A 20852-nucleotide genomic window follows, 5' to 3' on the forward strand; every position below is an offset into this window, starting at 1 on the left:
TCACAACAGAAAAAGTAACATCAGCAACAACGCTTTACGCAAAATGGACAATCAATAATTACACGGTCACATTTGATTCCCAAGGCGGAAGCACAGTTAGCGATCAAACAGCAAACTACAATACAATGGTTGCAGTCCCAACAGCACCAACAAAAGTGGGTTACACATTCGATGGTTGGTTCAAAGAAGTAGGACTGACGAATGCGTGGAATTTCACGAGCGATATGGTGACGACTGACACAACACTTTACGCAAAATGGACAACTCAAAAGTATACCGTTAATTTTAACGTGGACGAAGGAAGTGCGATTGCAACTCAAGAAATTGAGCACGGTCAATTCGCAAACCAACCGGTGTCGGCCCCGACTAAAACGGGTTATACATTTGCTGGCTGGTACACAGATGACAATTTTGGAACGGCTTTTGTTTTTGCTAACAATGTAATCACCGCACCCACAATCATTTATGCAAAATGGGAGATTAACAATTATGTCGTTACATTCGATACCCAAGGTGGAGATGCGTTAAGTAGTGCAAGCGCAAATCATAACACTGTAATCGCAGCGCCAACAGCACCAACGAAGGAAGGCTATACATTTGTCGGTTGGTACAAAGATTCTGCAGCAACCGATGCGTGGGACTTCACAACAGATAAAGTAACATCGGCAACAACACTTTACGCAAAATGGACAATCAATAATTACACGGTCACATTTAATTCCCAAGGCGGAAGCGCAGTAAGTGATAAAACAACAAACTACAACACAGCAATCACAGCACCAACACCGCCAACGAAAGCTGGCTATAGATTCGTTGGTTGGTACAAAGAATCTGCGGTAACCAATGCATGGAATTTTACGGGTGCCATAACGGAAGATATTACACTGTATGCGAAATGGGTGGTATACAATGAACCGACGCCGCCAACACCATCAACACCGTCAATACCATCAAAAGTAGAGGAAATTAATGTGGATGTAGAAACTGGGACAACCATAATTAAGACTCCTGTTGTCCGTACAACTGATGCAAATGGAACGATCAAAGACCAAGTCACATTTACCAGTAAGAAAGCAGATGAAACGATTGGTAAATTAAAAGATCAAAATCAAAACACCGCAAAAATAATAATTCCAGACACTGAAGATAAAGTAAAAGAAGTTAATGTAACAGTGCCAAAAGCAGCCGTTAGCCAATTAGCTAATGGGCAAGTCAATTTAGAAATCTTCACAGAAAATGTATTGATTCATGTTCCACAAAGCTCAATGCAAGACTTTGACGAGGATTTGTACTTCCGTGTAATTCCGCTGAAGGATCAAGCCGAGAAGAACGTAGTGGAACAACGTGCTAAACAGGAAGAAATCGTTCAAAAAGTTTCTAAAGGTAAAACAATTCAAGTGTTAGGTAGACCAATGACCATTGAAACGAATATGGAAAATCGTCCGGTGACATTGACATTGCCGCTGCTAGATAGTTTGCCGAAAGATGAAAGCAAACGTCAGGAGATGTTGAATAATCTTGCTGTCTATATCGAACATGATGATGGAACACTAGAGGTCATCAAAGGGAAATTAGTTGTCTATAAAAATGGTGAACAAGGCATCGAATTTGACATCAACAAATTCAGTACGTTCACATTGCTTTACATGGAAGGACTAGATGACTATCTGAAGGAGCAGGACACGCATTCTGCTTATATCCAAGGATATTTGGACAAGACCTTTAGGCCAGAGGCCCCTGTCACCAGAGCACATATGGCGGCCATGCTAGCGAGAAATAGTGGCTATTCTGAACAAACAGGTATAACAAATGGCTACAAGGACGTACCGAAAACACACTGGGCATACAATGACATCTTAGCTGTAAAGAACACTGGTTTTATGGTGGGAGATGGCAAGTCATTCAACCCTAACAACAGTATCACACGTGCGCAAATGGCTACAATTGTCTATAGATGGGTTAAGAATGCATGTGAAAATGATCCTGATGCCTATAAACAGTGTGCAAGCCTTTCAAATATTAACGCAGTCTCCTATACGGATGTTTCAAGTAAGCATTCGGCAGCCCAAGCAATCCTAGCCATACAAAAGTTTAAAATAATGGAGGGCTATGCGGACGGAACGTTTAGACTTGAAGAAAAATTAACAAGAGCTCAAGCTGTAAAAGTATTAAATCGCTTATTTAAACGTGGTCCACTAAATGGCGATTTCAAATCAAGTTTTAAAGACGTGAAAACAAGTCATTGGGCATTTAGAGAAATCGAAGAAGCATCTAGAAATCACGCGTTCACGATTTCGACGGATGGGAAAGAGATTTTGTTGGAGAAGTAAAATAATTAACTAATCAAGGCAAATCTGTTTAAGTAGCAGATTTGCCTTGATTAAATTTCGTGACAAATTATCATGCAAAATCCATGAAAAAAACAGTTTTCAAAAGCTGGGAAAAAGATCACGCGTGTTGATAACCCAACCTGTTTTTTAGGAACCCGCTTCAAATCATCCTTTTTGTTTTTTTAGAAAAACTTTGATACCCTTATTTGAAAAGGTAAAGGTGGGGTGCGCGTGATTGTTCATGAAGAAAAATGGGGTCATATCCCTTTATTGCATATAGTTGAAGAAAAGTTTCAGGATAAACAGGTACCTGTGGTCATTTTCCTGCATGGTTTTACGAGTGCCAAAGAGCATAATTTGCATTATGCCCACAATATCGCGAAAAAAGGGATTCGTGTTTTATTGCCAGATGCGCATTTGCATGGCGCACGAGATGAAAAATTAGATGAAGCTCAACTAAGTCTGCGTTTTTGGGAAATTGTTCTGGCATCTATCGAGGAAGTAGGTTTACTGCGTGAAGAGCTAGTCAACCGCAAACTTATCACAACAGAGAAGGTTGGAGTAGGCGGTACTTCGATGGGAGGCATTACAACACTAGGTTGCCTGGCTGTCTATGAGTGGATTGATGTAGCAACTGTTATGATGGGGGCGGCTGGTTTTGTGCAGCTAGCAGAAGCACAAATGGCTCAATTTGAACGACAAGGATTCAAATTGCCGATCTCTGATGAGGAAAAGCGAGCTATACTCCATACATTATCGACATTCGATTTGACGCGACATGCAGCTACATTGAATAACAGGCCCATTTATTTTTGGCATGGTAAGCAAGATACGGTCGTGCCTTATGCACCGACCTATCAGTTTTATGAAGTAGTGAAAAAGGACTATGCGGACAAGCCGGAACGGATTGAGTTTGTTTCAGACGACACAGCCGGGCATGCGGTTTCAAGAACGGGAATGTTGCGAGCGGCAGATTGGTTTGCCTGTCATTTGAAAGGCTGAAGCGAACTCTGGTATGATAAGGATATTAAAGGAACGGAAAGAGGGATGAAGATGGATCAGGCAATGAAAGATAGTATGATGGGCGCTCTTGAAAACGTGATTGACCCGGAACTAGGTGTCGATATTGTCAACTTAGGTCTCGTCTATGATGTTGAGCTAGACGAAGAAGGTACGTCAAAAGTAACGATGACACTGACGTCTCTTGGCTGTCCAATGGGGCCGCAAATCGTTGCAAATATTAAACAAGAGCTAATGGAATTGCCAGAAGTAAAAGATGTCGATGTCAATGTAATCTGGAATCCACCATGGTCAAAAGACATGATGTCACGCTACGCCAAAATGGCGCTAGGTGTACGATAAGTGAATCGATCTAGCTGTATGACTGATTTTCAGTCGTACAGTTTTTTTATTTTTACGGAAACGTTGTCTAGTTTTCTGAACGTTGTTTAGTTACGCAGGAGTGTTGTTTAGTTTATGGAAAACGTTGCATAGTTCTCTGAACGTTGTTTAGTTACGTAGGAGTGTTGTCTAGTTTGTGGAAAACGTTGCTTGGTTTCCTAGAAACGTTGCATAGTTCTCTGAACGTTGTTTAGTTACGTAGGAGTGTTGTCTAGTTTGTGAAAAATGTTGCTTGGTTTCCTAGAAACGTTGTCTAGTTCTCTGAACGTTGTTAAGTTACGTAGGAGTGTTGTCTAGTTTATGGTAAACGTTGCATAGTTGTACGGGAACGTTGTCTACTATATTTTATTTCAAAATAAAGAAGGAAATGCTGAGTAATGTCGAATGGCTTAAGTAGGCAAATCATTTTACAATTGACAAGATACATCCTATAATTTCAATTAATCAAAGATGGTCAAAGTCGAATTAATGAAGAGGTGGATGTCAATGAGGATGAATGAACAGCAAGAAGATTCACGGACACCGCTTGAACAATTTGGGCGTAATCTCGTTGAAGAAGTGAAAAAAGGGAAGATGGACCCGGTCATTGGACGTGACGAGGAAATTCGAAATGTCATTCGAATTTTATCGAGAAAGACTAAAAATAATCCTGTGCTGATTGGGGAGCCCGGGGTCGGTAAGACAGCAATTGTGGAGGGCTTGGCACAGCGAATTGTTAAAGGCGATGTGCCGGAAGGATTGAAGGACCGGCAAATTTTTGAGTTGGATATGAGCGCGCTTATTGCGGGTGCTAAATATCGTGGAGAATTTGAAGAACGGCTAAAAGGCGTCCTGAAACAAGTGAAAGACAGTGCAGGGGAAATCATTTTATTCATCGATGAAATCCATACAATTGTTGGCGCTGGGAAAACGGAAGGTGCGATGGATGCTGGTAATATGCTGAAGCCGATGTTGGCGCGTGGTGAATTATATTGTATCGGTGCGACAACTCTAGATGAATACCGCATGTATATTGAAAAGGATCCCGCGCTTGAACGCCGATTCCAACAAGTGCTTGTCCGTGAGCCGTCTGTTGAAGATACCGTTTCGATTTTACGTGGCTTGAAAGAGCGCTTTGAACTGCATCACGGTGTCAGAATTCACGACCGGGCGATTGTAGCAGCCGCGACATTATCGGATCGTTATTTGACGGAACGATTTTTGCCGGATAAAGCCATTGATTTGATTGACGAAGCGAGTGCAATGATTCGTACGGAAATCGATTCAATGCCGCAAGAACTCGATGCGGTCACTCGACGAATAATGCAGCTAGAAATTGAAGAGCAAGCTTTACGCAAAGAAAAAGATGCTGTGAGCCAATCACGTCTGAAAATATTGCAGGAAGAGCTATGGGAATTGAAAGAATCCTCTGCCGGGATGCGTGGGCAATGGGATGCAGAAAAAGCAACATTGCGGGGTATCCAGGACAAACGGGAGATGCTCGATCGTTACCGACGTGAATTGGAGGATGCTGAAAACCGTTTCGATTTGAATAAAGCTGCGGAACTTAGTTACGGTAAAATTCCAGCTCTTGAGCAGGAGTTAGCCAAAATGGAAGCACCTTTACTGGATGGACAGGAAAATCGATTGCTTCGCGAAGAGGTCACGGAAGAGGAAATTGCTTCGATTGTTGCGCGCTGGACGGGTATTCCCGTGACAAAACTTGTCGAGGGTGAACGAGAGAAGTTACTTCGCCTGCGTGAAACGCTGGAACAGCGTGTCATTGGGCAAGATGATGCGGTACAACTTGTCACAGAAGCGGTATGGCGAGCACGCGCAGGTATTAAAGATCCCGATAAACCAATTGGCTCCTTTTTATTTTTAGGTCCAACAGGAGTAGGGAAGACAGAACTTGCAAAAACGCTGGCTGCAACGTTATTTGATTCAGAAGATCATTTTATACGCATTGATATGTCGGAGTACATGGAGAAGCATAGTATATCGCGACTTGTTGGTGCCCCTCCAGGATATGTCGGTTACGAAGAAGGTGGCCAGTTAACGGAAGCGGTTCGTCGTAATCCGTATGCAGTTATTTTATTGGATGAAATTGAGAAAGCGCATCCGGATGTTGCCAATATTTTACTACAGGTGCTCGATGATGGCCGGATTACTGATAGTCAAGGACGACTCGTTAACTTTACCAATACTGTTGTTATCATGACATCGAATGTTGGCTCTGCTTATTTATTGCAAGGATTGGATGATACAGAAAATCATGCGAAAGAAGACCTTGTAATGGCAGAGTTACGCCGCCATTTCAAACCAGAGTTACTGAATCGTATGGATGATATTATCATTTTCCATTCTCTTACAGGTAATTCATTCCGTTTGATAGCACGGAAAATGTTAGGGGATCTTGTCAAGCGATTGAGTGAACAAGAAATCGACATGACGTACAGTGATGATGTGCTCGATTGGATTGTCAATGAAGGCACAGATGCGGATTTTGGTGCGCGTCCATTGAAACGCTTTATCCAACGACATGTGGAGACACTAGTTGCCAAAGAGGTGATCAAGGGCGATATCAAGCCGAATGAAACACTTGTATTGCTGATGAAAGACGGGAAGTTACTAGTGGAAAACTCTTCGGAATAGTAAATAACGCAAAGAAAAAACCATCCCCGAAGAAGGAGATGGTTTTTTTGTTGATTAATGGTCTGCAACTTCGCCTTCTGGTATTGATTCACCAAGGAAGATAATTAATAGTGCTGCGACAACCGCAACGATTATACCTGCTGAAAAATTGAAATCAACGTTGGCAATTGATCCGGCAACATAGTTCAACATCGTGACTAAAGCGATAGCCCAAAAGAATGTCATAATATATCTCATTGAATTCACCTCTACAATACTATTTCATCATCCATCATATCATAGCGAGTCCATTGTAGAAACAAATATCCACGTAAATAGTCACTTTATTTGGCAGAAAAGTGTCGGTGGGTTGTAAAATGCGTGCATTTCTTTTATGATTAATACCAGGTACTAATAATAGATGATAAGAACAGGGGATGTTTGTATGAATGCGGGTCTTATTGGCATGGGTAAATACGTACCGTCACACATTTTGACGAACGCGGACCTTGAAAAGCGCATAGATACGTCGGATGAATGGATTCGGACGATGACGGGTATAGAACAGAGACATATTGCGGATGATTCGATGGATACATCTGATATGGCATATCATGCGGCGGTAGACGCAATTAGTAATGCTGGCATTAAGCCAGAAGAAATTGGTCTTATTCTCGTTGCAACTGTAACACCAGATCGACCATTTCCATCTGTAGCAACAATGATTCAAGAACGTCTAGGTGCAAAAAATGCAGCAGCCATGGATATTTCTGCGGCGTGTGCGGGATTTATGTATGGGGTTGTTACAGCCAAGCAGTTTGTGGAGTCGGGCGTGTATGATTATGTCCTTGTCGTAGGTGTAGAAAAATTATCTAAAATTACGGACTGGGAAGACCGAAATACGGCTGTTCTCTTCGGAGATGGCGCCGGTGCAGCGGTTGTCGGTAAAGTGAGTGAAGGACGGGGGATTCTGTCTTTCGAACTTGGTGCAGACGGCAGTGGTGGTAAGCATCTGTATCAAGACAAGTATCTTCAAATGAATGGTCGCGAAGTGTTTAAATTCGCAGTCCGTCAAATGGGTGAATCAGCTGTCAATGTCATTGAAAAAGCGGGTCTGGCGAAAGAAGATGTCGATTTCTTAATTCCTCACCAAGCTAATATCCGTATTATGGAAGCTTCTCGTGAACGGCTCGGTTTACCGGTTGAAAAGATGTCGAAAACGGTTCATAAATATGGTAATACCTCAGCAGCATCGATTCCGATTTCGCTTGTCGATGATTTAGCGGATGGTAAAGTGAAAGATGATGATATACTTGTTCTTGTTGGATTTGGCGGGGGACTCACATGGGGTGCTTTGTGCATTAAGTGGGGAAGATAATTGATCGAAATAAAAAGTACAGGGAATGGGTTCATTAACTAGATAGAAGGGAAGTTTAGTATTATGGAAAAAAGACGTGTAGTAGTAACAGGAATCGGAGCTATTTCTCCGGTCGGGAATTCGGCTGAGGAGTCATGGCAGTCGGTTTTAGCAGGGAAATCAGGCGTTGGCCTATTGACTAGGCTTGATAGCGAGCAGTTTCCGGTAAAAGTAGCGGCAGAAGTTAAGGATTTTGATATAGAAGCCTATATTCCACGGAAAGATGCACGTAAAATGGATCGGTTCACACATTATGCGTTAGCAGCGTCTGTAATGGCTATGAAAGATGCAAACCTTGAATTAGAAGGTGATTTGGCACTTCGGACAGGTGTTTGGATTGGCTCTGGAATTGGTGGCATGGAAACGCATGAACAACAATTTTTAACGTTCCAAGAAAAAGGTTATCGTCGAGTGAGTCCATTTTTTGTTCCAATGATGATTCCGGATATGGCCTCAGGTCAAGTATCGATCCATGTTGGGGCGAAAGGCATTAACTCTTGTACGGTAACGGCTTGTGCATCTGGAACAAATTCAATCGGGGATGCATTTGAAGTTATTCGTCGCGGAGATGCAGATGTGATGATTACAGGTGGCGCTGAGGCACCGATTACGACGATGTCGGTTGCTGGTTTTTGCGCAAATACCGCGTTGTCGTTGAATCCAGATCCAGCAACGGCGTCACGTCCGTTCGATGCAGAGCGTGATGGTTTTGTCATTGGTGAGGGTGCGGGTATCCTCATTCTTGAAGAGTATGAACATGCGGTTGCTCGTGGTGCGAAAATTTATGCTGAACTGGTTGGCTATGGTTCAACAGGAGATGCGCATCATATTACGGCGCCAGCTCCTGGCGGCGAAGGTGGTGCACGCGCGATGATACAGGCGATTGAACAAGGCGGCATCACACCGGACCAGATCGATTATATCAATGCGCATGGCACAAGCACGCCGTACAATGATTTGTTTGAAACGATGGCGGCGAAAGCAGTTTTTGGCGAGCATGCTTATAAGCTTGCGATGAGTTCGACGAAATCCATGACGGGCCATTTACTTGGTGCGGCAGGTGGACTTGAAGCGATTTTCACAGTGAAGGCATTGCAGGAAGGCATTTTGCCTCCGACAACGAATTTTGTCAATGCGGATCCTGAATGTGATCTCGATTATGTGACAGAGGGTGCGCGTAAAGTGGACATCGAGTATGCGATGAGCAACTCACTCGGTTTCGGCGGACATAACGCATCACTTGTTTTTAAGAAAATCTGAATTTGAATTGATATAGCTAGGGCGTCCCAGTTAGTTGGGGCGTCTTTTTTTGATTTGATTAGGAGGAGGGAGTTTTGCCCTTACAGTTTGCCAATTTATCCTGACAGTTCCCGTTTCTCCTTACAGTTTCGCCACTTACCCTGACAGTTCAGCATTTTGCCCTTACAGTTTGCCAATTTATCCTGACAGTTCCCGTTTCCCCTTACAGTTTCGTTACTTACCCTTACAGTTTAACGTTTTGTCCTTACAGTTATCCAATTTGCCCTGACAGTTCAACAGTTCGTTCAATAATAAAAGCCCCCTTCGTCTAAAAGGGGGCAATGCCGTCATATAATTAAAGAAAATTCAAAGGAAGATGTACAATAATGACACGCCTTTTCCTGTTTCTTATCAGTTATGGACTAATTGTCGTCACCGTATCGAATATGATCCTTTACTTTAATTACAGATCTCTTGGGTATGAATGGCAGCAGATTTTTTATTTCATCATGCATACTGCCGATTTCACGCTCTTTGTGCTAGCGGCAATTACGCTAATTCTTACCGTCTACGTCCGAGTCCCATCGCGGCTTCCATTTTCCCGAGAGTAGCGGATGCAATGGCGTGTGCTTTTTCTGCACCTTTGTCGAGAATGTCGTCAAGGACAGGCGATTCAAGCAGTTCGTAATATTTATCTTGGATTGGGGATAAGTGATTGATGACTGTTTCTGCAACGCCAGCTTTGAATGCGCCGTAGCCAAGTCCTTCATATTTTACAACGAGATCATCGATGGATACACCGCTAAGTGCTGATTCAATCGTCAGTAAGTTCGAGACGCCAGGTTTATTCTCCACGTCATACGCTACTACGCCATCTGAATCGGTCACTGCACTCTTAATTTTCTTCTCAATTTCTTTCGGTGTATCGAGAAGAGAAATCGTGCCTTTCTTGTTCGGATCAGACTTGCTCATTTTCTTCAAAGGTTCTTGAAGAGACTTAATACGCGCGCCGTTTTTCGGAATGCGAATTTCTGGAATCGTTAACACATCGCCATAGCGTTTGTTAAAACGTTCGGCCAGATCACGTGTCAATTCAACATGCTGCTTCTGATCATCACCGACTGGAACGATATCCGTGTTATATAGAAGAATGTCTGCAGCCATTAATGGTGGATACGTTAGAAGTGCTGATGATACGCCTTCTTTCCCATCAGACTTATCTTTGAACTGTGTCATTCGTTCAAGTTCACCAATATAAGAAATACATTGCATAATCCAGCCAGCCTGTGCGTGCGCTGGAACCTCGGATTGAATGAACAATACCGCTTTTTCGGGATCAATGCCAGTTGCTACATAAAGTGCAGCGAGCGAACGAATCGCTTTCGCTAATTCGGTAGGATCTTGTTGAATGGTAATGGCGTGCTGATCGACAATGCAAAATAGACATTGTTGTTCGTGTTGTAACTCTGTAAATTGTCGAAATGCCCCAATGTAGTTGCCTAGTGTTACGATTCCTGTTGGCTGTACACCTGAAAAAATGGTTTTCATGAATAAATCTCCTCCTTAATTATTTAAAGCTTTAAAAGGAACGCGGCTTAAGTGCGCGACGTCCTGTCGCAAAAGCCGCACATCTACAAGGAAGGATGGAATTCGATCCTTCCCTACTGTAGACGAAAAAACATCAGCCGTCCCCGTAAAAAGGGACGGCTGATGTTTTATCAACCGTGGTACCACCCGAATTGCCCGAAGGCCACTCAAATTCCCTTAACGCGGGGGACGTGACAAGCTACTAGGGAGTTTATTCAAAAGGACTAGACTTTTCGAATAAACCTCCAAAAGTTCACTTGTCAGGCTCAGGAACCCATTCCTTCAGCATCGATTACCTGTTTGCACCAACCACAGGCTCTCTACAAATCGACAACTGAAATACTATTTCCATCATAGCCATTCGCTCAACTGTTTTCAAAATTATAATACGCCAGTGATAAGTTTGCAATAGACTAAACTTGATTCAGCAGAAGTTCACTGCTAAATCAAGTTAAAGGAAGGCAACCTAAGTGCGCCACGTCCTGCAGCAACAAGGAAGGATGCAGTTCAATCCTTCCCCGTTGCATACCCGCTTCCTGCGGGCACAAGCGCAATTCAAAATTTGGAATCAATTACGCCAAGGCGTAATTGATTCTATTCGTTTCATCTATCATAAGTAAAAAATAACAAGAGCAATACCCATGACCATCAATACTAGGGCACCACTACCTAATAGAGGAGAAACAGGTGCTGAAAAAATTTCAGAAGGAGTTCGCATAGACATGACATCCTCCATTCGGCTTTTTGGTGTTATCACTTTTCTCATTGTTACAGTGAATACATCAAAAAAACCTGTCGAGAAAACAAAAGAAACTAGACCGAGAAACATAATCGTTCCTCCAACAACAAAAGCCGAGTTAATATAGGAGAGTAATGTTAACTCTTTAAAGTAGGTGAACATAATCAGTGCAGTAACAACCTGTGCAATGATGAAGTTCCGTATAATTTTGCTCACTATTTCACCTCCAATTTAGAATATTATACAATTTTTGTCGAAGTTAAACTATTTAGAAAATAGTAATTCTGTACTTTAACAATAGACAGAATTATTTTAATTTACCTCGAGGAACATTGGTATAATCACTTTCTTAAACCTATATCTGTAATAGTACACCATTAAATAACTAAAAGGTATGTACAACTGAAATAATCATTGTATAATATTATTGTAAGTAGTTTTCAGACAATTTTGAGGAGGTCATCGATTTGAAAAACCACAAATTTATGTGGCTTATGAGCATTTTGCTCGTACTAAGCGCGTTCCTTGCGGCGTGTGGCGACAAAAAAGAAGAACAAGGCGCTGCAGATCCAGCTAAGGAAGAGGACAAGCCAGCAACAGAAGAAACTGCAAAAGCACTACCACAGGTTTTGAACTTAATTGAAACGGCAGAAATTCCATCTATTGACTCATCACTTTCAGAAGATGCTGTTGGTTTCAACGTATTGAACAACATCATGGAAGGTCTTTACCGTTTAGATGCAGATAGCCTTCCAACACCGGGTATGGCCGATGGTGAACCTGAAATCAGCGAAGACGGATTGACATATACATTTAAACTTCGTGATGCACAATGGTCAAATGGTACACCTGTTACAGCACATGACTTTGTATATGCTTGGCAACGTGCAATCGATCCAGCTACTGGTTCTCCTTATGGACCATTCTTGATGGCTGGTATGATTAAAAATGCAACTGAAATCGGTGCAGGAACTGCTGAAGTAGCAGATCTTGGTGTTACAGCGACAGATGACAAAACACTTGTTGTTGAACTTGAGCGTCCAGTGGCTTATTTCTTGTCACTTATGTCTTTCGGAACATTCTTACCACTTAACGAAGAATTTGTAACTGCTCAAGGCGATAAATATGCATCTACATCAGACACAATGATTTACAATGGTCCATTCTCATTAACTGCTTGGGATGGAACGGGTAACTGGAAATATGTTAAAAACGAAAAGTACTGGGATGCTGCAACAGTACAACTTGAAGAAATCAACGTTGACGTTGTAAAAGAAACTTCAACAGCTGTTCAATTATATGAACAAGGTAAAAAAGATCGCGTAACTCTATCAGCTGAATACGCAATGCAATATGCTGATGATCCAAACATCATCAATGAGCTTGAAACAGCTGTATTCTATTTCAAATTAAACCAAGAACGTAACGGTAAAGCTACACCACTTGCGAATGCAGACATTCGTAAAGCGATTGCAAGAGCATTCAACAAAGAAGAACTTGCAGAAGCGGTACTTGCGAACGGTTCTGTTGCTGCTAACTATTTAGTTGCATCAAACTTCACTTATGATGAAAATGGTAAAGACTTCCGTGATTATAGCGGAGAACACACTTCTTATAATGTTGAAGAAGCTCAAGAATATTGGGCGAAAGGTCTAGCTGCTCTTGGCGTAGACAAATTAGAAATTGAAATTCTTGGTGGCGACACTGAAAATGCTAAAAAACAGCAAGAATGGTTTAAATCAGAGCTTGAAAGAAATCTTCCAGGTTTGACAATCAAACTAAAAGAAGTACCTTTCGCAGTTCGTCTTGAACTTGATGACACTAGCGATTTCGATATTCAATCAGCTGGATGGGGACCTGATTTCCAGGATCCAATTTCATTCATCGAATTGTTTGTAACAACTAGTCCACAAAACAAAATGAACTACTCTAACCCTGCATATGATGCGCTTGTAGAATCTACAAAAACAACACTTGCAAATGATCCAGTTGCACGTTTTGAAGCATTTGCACAGGCTGAAAAAATCCTTCTTGATGAAGATACAGCTATTGTTCCAACGTATCAACGTGGAAGAATGGTTCTTATGAATCCTAATGTACAAGGTCTTGCTACACACCCATTCGGTGGAGACTATAGCTACAAGTGGACTTATATTGCTGAAGAAGCTAAGTAAGAATTTGAAAGTTTGAAATCTCATAGAAAAGAGAGTATATGGCCGTTATCGCCCATGTACTCTCTTTTTCACTGAAATCAAACTATCTAAAAATTCATTGTACTTTTTGTCGAAATTTAATATTTTATAGAATTTATTGAAGAAATCCAGGAGGTGCAAACATGGCAAAGTATATTACAAAACGTGTAGTTTATATGTTCTTGTCACTATTTCTCATTGCGTCATTTACATTTGTGCTTATGAAACTGCTTCCAGGGTCCCCGTTAGCTTCCGCAGAAAAATTATCCATTGAGCAAAGGGAAGTTGTCTATGAAAAGTACGGCTTGAATGATCCAATTCCGGTGCAATATGTTCGGTATATGGGCAATCTAGCTAAAGGCGACTTCGGTGTATCATTCCAATATAAAAGTGCCGATGTAAAAGATTTAATCATCAAAAAGTTGAAATTCTCAGCACTTTTAGGTAGCCAGGCACTTATTTTTGGCACATTAATCGGAATCGTTCTAGGAATGATTGCAGCATTAAAACAAAATACAGTATGGGATTACGGCAGTACAATCATTGCGATTATTGGTATATCCGTTCCTTCGTTTGTTTTCGCTGTACTGTTGCAATATGTCTTTGCAGTATGGCTTCAATGGTTACCGGTTGGGTTATGGGAAGGATGGAAGTCGAGTATTCTACCATCTATCGCACTAGCTATGGGGCCAGTTGCGATTGCAGCGAGGTTTATCCGTACTGAAATGATTGAAGTATTAAGCTCGGACTATATTTTATTAGCGAAGGCGAAGGGAGCTAGTATGTTTGAAATCGCTTTCAAACATGCGTTCCGTAATGCGCTTATTCCGCTTATAACGATACTTGGACCAGTTGCTGCTGGATTATTGACAGGATCACTCGTTGTTGAGCAGATTTTCGCCGTACCGGGTATCGGAGAGCAATTCGTAAAATCGATTAGCTCGAATGACTTTGCGGTTATTATGGGTACGACAATATTCTTCTCGATTTTCTTAATTGTGATTATTTTAATTGTGGATATTCTTTATGGGATTATTGACCCGCGTATCCGTTTGTCTGGAGGTTCCAAGTAATGACGAATAATATGGAAAAATTACCAAAAGGGTCATTTGAGCGGATTACCATTGATAGTTCACATGCAGAAAAAATTTCAAAGCCGAGTTTAAGCTTTTGGCAGGATGCTTGGCTGCGTATTCGTAAAAACAAAGCGGCGATTGTCAGTATGTTCATCCTTATTTTTATCGTATTCATGGCTTTTGCTGGACCATTGATGGTTGAACATGATCCCGAAAATGTAAAAGTAACACATGCTAACTTACCACCAAAAGTGCCTGGTCTTGAAAAGTTAGGGATTTTTGATGGGGTAGGGAAACTCGGTTCAAAAACAGTCAACCTATATGAGTTGAAAAAAATAGATGAGTATTACTGGTTTGGAACGGATAGTCTTGGGCGTGACTTATTTTCACGGATATGGAAAGGGACACAAATTTCCTTGCTGATTGCTTTCTTAGCAGCCGTTATTGACGTCGTGATTGGTGTTATTTATGGGGGGATTTCCGGTTATTATGGAGGAAGAACCGATGACATCATGCAGCGTATTGTTGAGATACTGATTGGTATCCCCACGCTAGTTATCGTGATTCTCATGATTATGATTATGGAAGCGGGAATATTATCCATCATCATCGCGATAACGATAACCGGATGGATTGGGATGTCCCGGATTGTCCGTGGACAAGTACTGAAGTATAAAAATATGGAGTTTGTCTTGGCTGCCAAAACACTTGGTGCTAGTGATGCACGTATTATTAGCAAGCATTTACTGCCGAACTTAATGGCAATCATTATCATTAATATGATGTTCACGATTCCAACAGCGATTTTCTTTGAGGCCTTTTTGAGCTTCATCGGGCTTGGACTTCAAGCACCGCAAGCTTCACTTGGAACACTTATTAATGATGGGTATAAGTTTATCGCGTATCAGCCATATATGCTGCTATTCCCATCATTAGTATTGAGCTTGCTAATGATTGCGTTCAACTTAATTGGGGACGGCTTGCGTGATGCACTTGATCCGAAAATGAAAGATTAAAGGAGGAAAGCAAAATGGAGAAAATGATTGAAGTGAAAAACCTAGAGCTTTCCTTCCATACATTTGCAGGTGAAGTGAAAGCTATCCAAGGTGTTAATTTTGAAGTATTTAAAGGGGAAACACTTGCTATCGTAGGTGAGTCGGGGTCCGGTAAATCGGTGACAACGAAATCGATTATGCGACTCTTACCAAAATCTAGTACGGAATATAGAAATGGTGAGATTTTATTTGACGGCAAAGATCTGTTGAAGCTTTCTGAAAAGGATATGCAAAAAGTACGTGGGAAAGATATTTCGATGATTTTCCAAGATCCGATGACGTCGCTGAATCCAACGATGACAATTGGTAAGCAAATTATGGAACCATTGTTTAAACACCAAAAGCTTGGAAAAGCAGAGGCTTGGAAAAAATCGGTTGAACTACTAGGGCTTGTTGGAATGCCGCAACCAGAAATGCGTATGAAGCAATATCCTCACCAATTTTCAGGCGGACAACGCCAACGTATCGTTATTGCTGTGGCATTGGCTTGTAATCCGAAGATTCTCATTGCGGATGAACCAACAACAGCACTAGACGTGACGATTCAAGCGCAAATCCTGGAGTTGATGAAGGATTTGCAGAAGAAAATTGATACGTCGATTATTTTCATTACACATGATCTTGGTGTTGTTGCTAACGTGGCAGACCGTGTAGCGGTTATGTACGGAGGACGTATTGTGGAAGTAGGGACGGTGGATGAAATCTTCTATAATCCACAACACCCGTACACATGGGGGCTGCTGAGCTCAATGCCTTCGCTTGATGCTACTGAAGAGAAATTATATGCGATTCCTGGAACGCCACCAGACTTATTAGATCCACCTAAAGGAGATGCCTTTGCGCTACGTAGTGAGTATGCGATGAAAATCGATATGGAACAAGTTCCGCCGCTATTCAAGGTCAGTGAGACCCATTATGCTGCGACTTGGTTGCTCCACCCAGAGGCGCCGCAAGTGGATCCTCCGGCAGCGGTAATCGAACGTATGAAAAGGTTCCCGGGTAGTCGCTATTACGAAGGCAATGCAGGAGGTGTTCGGTAATGGCTGAAAAATTACTTGAAATCAAAAATTTAAAGCAATATTTCAATGTTGGCAAAAAGAATGAAGTGCGTGCGGTTGACGACATTTCATTTGATATTTATAAAGGTGAAACGCTTGGTCTTGTTGGTGAATCAGGCTGTGGGAAATCGACGACAGGTCGTACCATTATCCGTTTGTATGATGCAACGGGTGGGGAAGTCATTTATGACGGTGTTGATGTCCATACAAAGAAATCGAAAACAGATCTGAAGGCATTTAACCGTAAAATGCAAATGATTTTCCAAGATCCGTACGCATCTTTGAATCCTCGTATGAAAGTGCTCGATATCATTGCAGAAGGACTCGATATTCATGGACTTGTCAAAAGCCCGAAAGAGCGTACAGAGCGTGTCCATGAGCTGCTAGAAACAGTAGGACTCAATCGAGAACACGCCAATCGTTATCCACATGAGTTTTCTGGCGGTCAACGTCAACGCCTTGGGATTGCCCGTGCGTTGGCTGTTGAACCGGAATTCATCATCGCAGATGAGCCGATTTCAGCGCTAGACGTGTCGATTCAAGCGCAAGTCGTTAACCTGTTGAAAGAGCTTCAAGAAGAAAAAGGATTGACGTATTTATTCATCGCACACGATTTGTCGATGGTTAAATACATTTCTGATCGAATTGGCGTTATGTATTTCGGCAAGCTTGTTGAACTTGGGCCAGCGGAAACGTTATACACGGCACCATTGCATCCATACACACAGTCATTGCTATCGGCAATTCCGTTACCAGATCCTGATTATGAGCGCAGTCGGGTACGTAAGAGCTACAATCCGAATATGCATGAGTATGGTCCAGATGAGGAAGTCATTATGCGAGAAGTCACACCAGGACATTTTGTCCTTTGTTCACTGCGTGAATTTGAAGCGTTTAACAAATAATAATAAGTAGGACCGATTTTCGAAAAGAGAATCGGTCCTTTTACATTGTTTGCATATACTCGTATGGTTGTTTACCAGCCTAAAAAAAAATCCGGAAAAAAATTATTTCTGGATTTTTTTGAATTTAGATGAAACCTTTTTATATTGACAAACGTATTATATAAGTGAAGAGTCAAAAATATTTTCAATTAGCACCAGCCTAAATGAGAAAAGTTTTTATTTGACAAATCAGATGTTTAAAACTCTGGCATGCGGGGTATAACAGTATAGAGCAGAAATGTAACTGTCGTTAAGTCGTGATAAAGCCGATAACTATTGTGGAATTGTGACAACATGCTATCGTTTGGTAAATTTTTTTCAAAAAGTGTATTCATCAGTATTGAATATGTGTATAATAGGCATTAGTAGCAACCACATTAAAATTATTCTAATTTAATTGTACAAATATAATTTCTACTACTCGATCCGATTGAAAGGAAGTGTCAGCATATGATGGTTACACTATTTACATCCCCAAGCTGTACATCATGTAGGAAAGCGAAAGCATGGTTAGAGGAACATGATATTCCATATACAGAGCGAAATATCTTTTCTGAACCTTTGAATATTGACGAAATAAAAGAAATTCTTCGTATGACAGAAGATGGAACTGATGAGATCATTTCAACACGTTCTAAAATATTCCAAAAATTGAACGTTGATGTAGAAAGTCTTCCATTACAACGTCTATACGAGCTAATCCAAGAACATCCTGGCCTTTTGAGAAGACCGATTATTCTCGATGAAAAAAGGTTACAGGTAGGGTATAATGAAGATGAGATTCGTCGATTCCTACCGAGAAAAGTAAGAGCCTATCAGCTGCTTGAAGCGCGGCGCATGGTAAACTAATCCAACAATAGTGTGAAGCTGATGGGAATTGACATTGAAAAATGCCGTAAACCTATCAGTTTTTTTATTTGTATTCAGCGGATGTTTAAACATCCGCTGAATACAAATAAAGCCTCCGGCGGATGTCACAGATTTTGGAAGGAGTTAAGAAGGCAACCTAAGTTCGCCGCGTCCTGCGGCAACGGTTGCATGACCTGCATCGTGCAGGCCTCAAGCTCGATTCAAAATCTGGACGCAATTACGCCGTAGCGTAATTGATTTCTCTTGCTTTCCCGAAGGATGTTTTCTACAATGCTATTACTATCAAAATTATTCATCCCAAGGCAGAACCCTTTCAAATCACGCGGGATGGTCATATATTAAGTATAAGCATTGTAGGAGTTTTACACACATTGATTGCAGGGAACCAGTCAAATCCTGTTTTAGAGGAAAGGAGAGAATAAGAGATGGAAATAGAGCGCATTAACGAAAATACAGTAAAATTTTTTCTTTCATATATTGATATTGAAGAGCGTGGCTTCACTCGAGAGGAAGTTTGGTATAATCGCGACAAAAGCGAGGAACTCTTCTGGGAGATGATGGACGAAGTCAATGATGAGTCCGAGTTTGAAATCGAGGGGCCGTTGTGGATTCAAGTGCATGCTATGAGTGGCGGAATTGAAGTTACCGTTACTCGAGCGCAAATGTCAGACGATGGTGAACCAATAGACTCACCCTTCGGTATGGATGATCCGAGAAAAATGTTTCCGCAAGACAGCGGAATTTTTGGAAATGATGAAGATATGATGCCTGATATGAATGGTAGTACAGTGGAATGGCTTGACAATGTATTTAGCTTTAAAGAATTCGATGACCTTATTCCACTAGCCGATCGAATGTCAGGTTATATTGTGAACTCATCACTTTATTCGTATGAAAATAACTATTATTTGCATATTGAATATGAGGATGAAACGATGGACGAAGCGAGAAAGACTGATTTATTCAGCGTAGTTTCTGAATTTGGAATGCCGTCCAACCTAACAATCCATCGACTTAAGGAATATGGAAAAGTTGTAATGGATTCAGATGTTTTCACCAAAATTCAACACTACTTTGGGGAAAAATAGGTAATAAAACAGCTATCTGTATGATAGCTGTTTTTTCTTGCATTCTAATCGGAGTATTTGTAAAATTGAATTAGGTTGAAAGGAGGAAGCTACTATACTTACAGCAAAAACAAGCAATGGAGAACTAATTGTCCTGACAACAGAATTAACAAGAGATCAGCTAAAAAAGTGGCGGAAGTCACAATCATTCTATTGCCCCCAATGTAGTTTGCCAGTGCAGTTGAAGGTTGGTGATATTAAAATTCCACATTTTGCACATGAAAAAGATACGGCCTGTTCAGCTAATTTTGCTGAGGGTGAATCGAAGGAACATCTTCAAGGAAAACAGCAATTGTATCTTTTTTTGCAAAAACGTACGGGACATGTCGAACTTGAACCATTTTTGCGTATGCTGTCACAACGCCCAGATCTTCTTGTGATGACAACATCCAATACGACACCAATTGAGTTTCAATGCAGCACGATTCCTGTCGCCGAAATAGAGTCAAGATCAAACGGTTATCGCAGTATGGGCATGAAGCCTATATGGATTTTGCATACCCCGGCAAAATTCAGCACATTACCGCAAGGTGTAGGCGTCTTTTATTTTTCTAGGTTCCACGAAAGCTTTTTCACCCACGTACATCCTGAAGGCTATACAATTCTTACGTACAATCCCCAAAAAGAACGCTTCCATTACTTTTCTAGTCTTATTCATGTTGCGGGTAAACGCTATATAGGTATTCATCGTTCATTATCATTGGCAAAACAAATATTTCCTTTTGCTCGCCCTAAAACTCCTACTAAAGAAGAAATAACTCAATATATATCCATTTATGTAGCGATGCGTAACAATTTTCTACAATCCCGCATTTTATTGAATAGAAGAGGGATAAATGATCCATTTTTGAAATGTTGCTATGAATTGCGTATGCATCCATCTAATCTTCCGTTGTGGATAGGGTTGCCTGTTGCTTTTAACGAGTCATTTCGTGAGCATGATTGCGAATGGCAATTGGGTCTTATTTATTATATGAGATGCAAAGGTATCCGTATTAGGGATTTGTCGGAAAATCAGATTCATGCCTATGTGCGTAGGATGGAAAACCCATCCGTAGGGCAAGAAAGAGCATGTATGGCCTACCGTGATTTACTTATAGCGGAAGGCATCGAATCTTTTCACACTGTGGCTGCAATTGATGAAATGATTATTTTTAATGTATTATCAGAAAGATTGCTTGCAAAGCGATATGAAAATTGAGAA

General features: G+C 41.3%; 17 protein-coding genes and 1 other annotated feature. Of the genes, 14 read left to right on the forward strand and 3 right to left on the reverse strand.

Annotation, left to right across the window (positions count from 1 at the left end):
- The 4 genes from R2B72_RS07810 to R2B72_RS07825 form a co-directional block, all read left to right on the forward strand.
- Window positions 1-2330, forward strand: a 2330-nt coding sequence (locus R2B72_RS07810; RefSeq protein ID WP_318615893.1) for an InlB B-repeat-containing protein, incomplete at its 5' end; no start/stop codon positions are given.
- 231 nt (window positions 2331-2561) lie between these two features.
- Complete coding sequence (locus tag R2B72_RS07815) at window positions 2562-3332, forward strand: prolyl oligopeptidase family serine peptidase (protein WP_318615895.1); 771 nt, start codon at window positions 2562-2564, stop codon at window positions 3330-3332.
- Between the two features lie 51 nt (window positions 3333-3383).
- Entirely contained in the window at window positions 3384-3692 is a 309-nt protein-coding gene (locus R2B72_RS07820) for a metal-sulfur cluster assembly factor (protein WP_318615896.1), read from the forward strand.
- A gap of 531 nt (window positions 3693-4223) precedes the next feature.
- Entirely contained in the window at window positions 4224-6365 is a 2142-nt protein-coding gene (locus R2B72_RS07825) for an ATP-dependent Clp protease ATP-binding subunit (protein ID WP_318616055.1), read from the forward strand.
- A 54-nt stretch (window positions 6366-6419) separates the two neighbouring features.
- On the opposite strand, the gene R2B72_RS07830 is transcribed toward R2B72_RS07825, so the two are convergent.
- Window positions 6420-6602 carry a YjzD family protein gene (locus R2B72_RS07830; RefSeq protein ID WP_318615898.1) on the reverse strand — a complete coding sequence of 61 codons (183 nt, stop codon included), beginning with the start codon at window positions 6600-6602 and terminating at the stop codon, window positions 6420-6422.
- 187 nt (window positions 6603-6789) lie between these two features.
- Between R2B72_RS07830 and R2B72_RS07835 the strand changes: the two genes are divergently transcribed.
- Complete coding sequence (locus R2B72_RS07835; RefSeq protein WP_318615899.1) at window positions 6790-7722, forward strand: beta-ketoacyl-ACP synthase III; 933 nt, start codon at window positions 6790-6792, stop codon at window positions 7720-7722.
- Window positions 7723-7785: 63 nt separating this feature from the next.
- Window positions 7786-9021 (forward strand): beta-ketoacyl-ACP synthase II, encoded by a 1236-nt coding sequence (gene fabF / locus R2B72_RS07840; RefSeq protein ID WP_318615900.1) that lies wholly within the window; start codon window positions 7786-7788, stop codon window positions 9019-9021.
- A 540-nt stretch (window positions 9022-9561) separates the two neighbouring features.
- Here fabF and trpS read toward each other — a convergent pair.
- Both trpS and R2B72_RS07850 read right to left on the reverse strand, forming a co-directional pair.
- A complete protein-coding gene (gene trpS / locus R2B72_RS07845; RefSeq protein WP_318615901.1) occupies window positions 9562-10548 on the reverse strand; it encodes a tryptophan--tRNA ligase in 987 nt (328 codons plus the stop codon).
- Between the two features lie 148 nt (window positions 10549-10696).
- Window positions 10697-10951, reverse strand: a binding site (T-box leader).
- A 246-nt stretch (window positions 10952-11197) separates the two neighbouring features.
- Complete coding sequence (locus tag R2B72_RS07850; protein ID WP_318615902.1) at window positions 11198-11542, reverse strand: DUF3899 domain-containing protein; 345 nt, start codon at window positions 11540-11542, stop codon at window positions 11198-11200.
- Between the two features lie 251 nt (window positions 11543-11793).
- Between R2B72_RS07850 and R2B72_RS07855 the strand changes: the two genes are divergently transcribed.
- The 8 genes from R2B72_RS07855 (at window position 11794) to R2B72_RS07890 (ending at window position 20849) form a co-directional block, all read left to right on the forward strand.
- Window positions 11794-13500, forward strand: coding sequence for a peptide ABC transporter substrate-binding protein (locus R2B72_RS07855; protein ID WP_318615903.1), 1707 nt, complete (start codon window positions 11794-11796; stop codon window positions 13498-13500).
- A gap of 161 nt (window positions 13501-13661) precedes the next feature.
- Window positions 13662-14591: an oligopeptide ABC transporter permease gene (gene opp3b, locus R2B72_RS07860; protein ID WP_318615904.1), complete on the forward strand. Its 930-nt coding sequence runs from the start codon at window positions 13662-13664 to the stop codon at window positions 14589-14591.
- On the forward strand, window positions 14591-15610 hold the full coding sequence (gene opp3C / locus R2B72_RS07865; protein ID WP_318615905.1) for an oligopeptide ABC transporter permease: 1020 nt from the start codon (window positions 14591-14593) through the stop codon (window positions 15608-15610). Before opp3b ends, opp3C begins: the two co-directional genes overlap by 1 nt.
- 14 nt (window positions 15611-15624) lie before the next feature.
- Window positions 15625-16689: an ABC transporter ATP-binding protein gene (locus R2B72_RS07870; RefSeq protein WP_318615906.1), complete on the forward strand. Its 1065-nt coding sequence runs from the start codon at window positions 15625-15627 to the stop codon at window positions 16687-16689.
- Entirely contained in the window at window positions 16689-17612 is a 924-nt protein-coding gene (locus R2B72_RS07875) for an ABC transporter ATP-binding protein (RefSeq protein ID WP_318615907.1), read from the forward strand. Before R2B72_RS07870 ends, R2B72_RS07875 begins: the two co-directional genes overlap by 1 nt.
- 492 nt (window positions 17613-18104) lie before the next feature.
- A complete protein-coding gene (gene spxA, locus R2B72_RS07880) occupies window positions 18105-18500 on the forward strand; it encodes a transcriptional regulator SpxA (protein WP_203246566.1) in 396 nt (131 codons plus the stop codon).
- Between the two features lie 446 nt (window positions 18501-18946).
- Window positions 18947-19609, forward strand: a complete 663-nt coding sequence (gene mecA / locus R2B72_RS07885; protein WP_318615908.1) for an adaptor protein MecA — start codon at window positions 18947-18949, stop codon at window positions 19607-19609.
- 94 nt (window positions 19610-19703) lie between these two features.
- Window positions 19704-20849: a competence protein CoiA gene (locus R2B72_RS07890; RefSeq protein ID WP_318616056.1), complete on the forward strand. Its 1146-nt coding sequence runs from the start codon at window positions 19704-19706 to the stop codon at window positions 20847-20849.
- Window positions 20850-20852: the final 3 nt, after the last annotated feature.

It is taken from the genome of Sporosarcina sp. YIM B06819, assembly GCF_033485175.1.
Lineage (GTDB): Bacteria > Bacillota > Bacilli > Bacillales_A > Planococcaceae > Sporosarcina.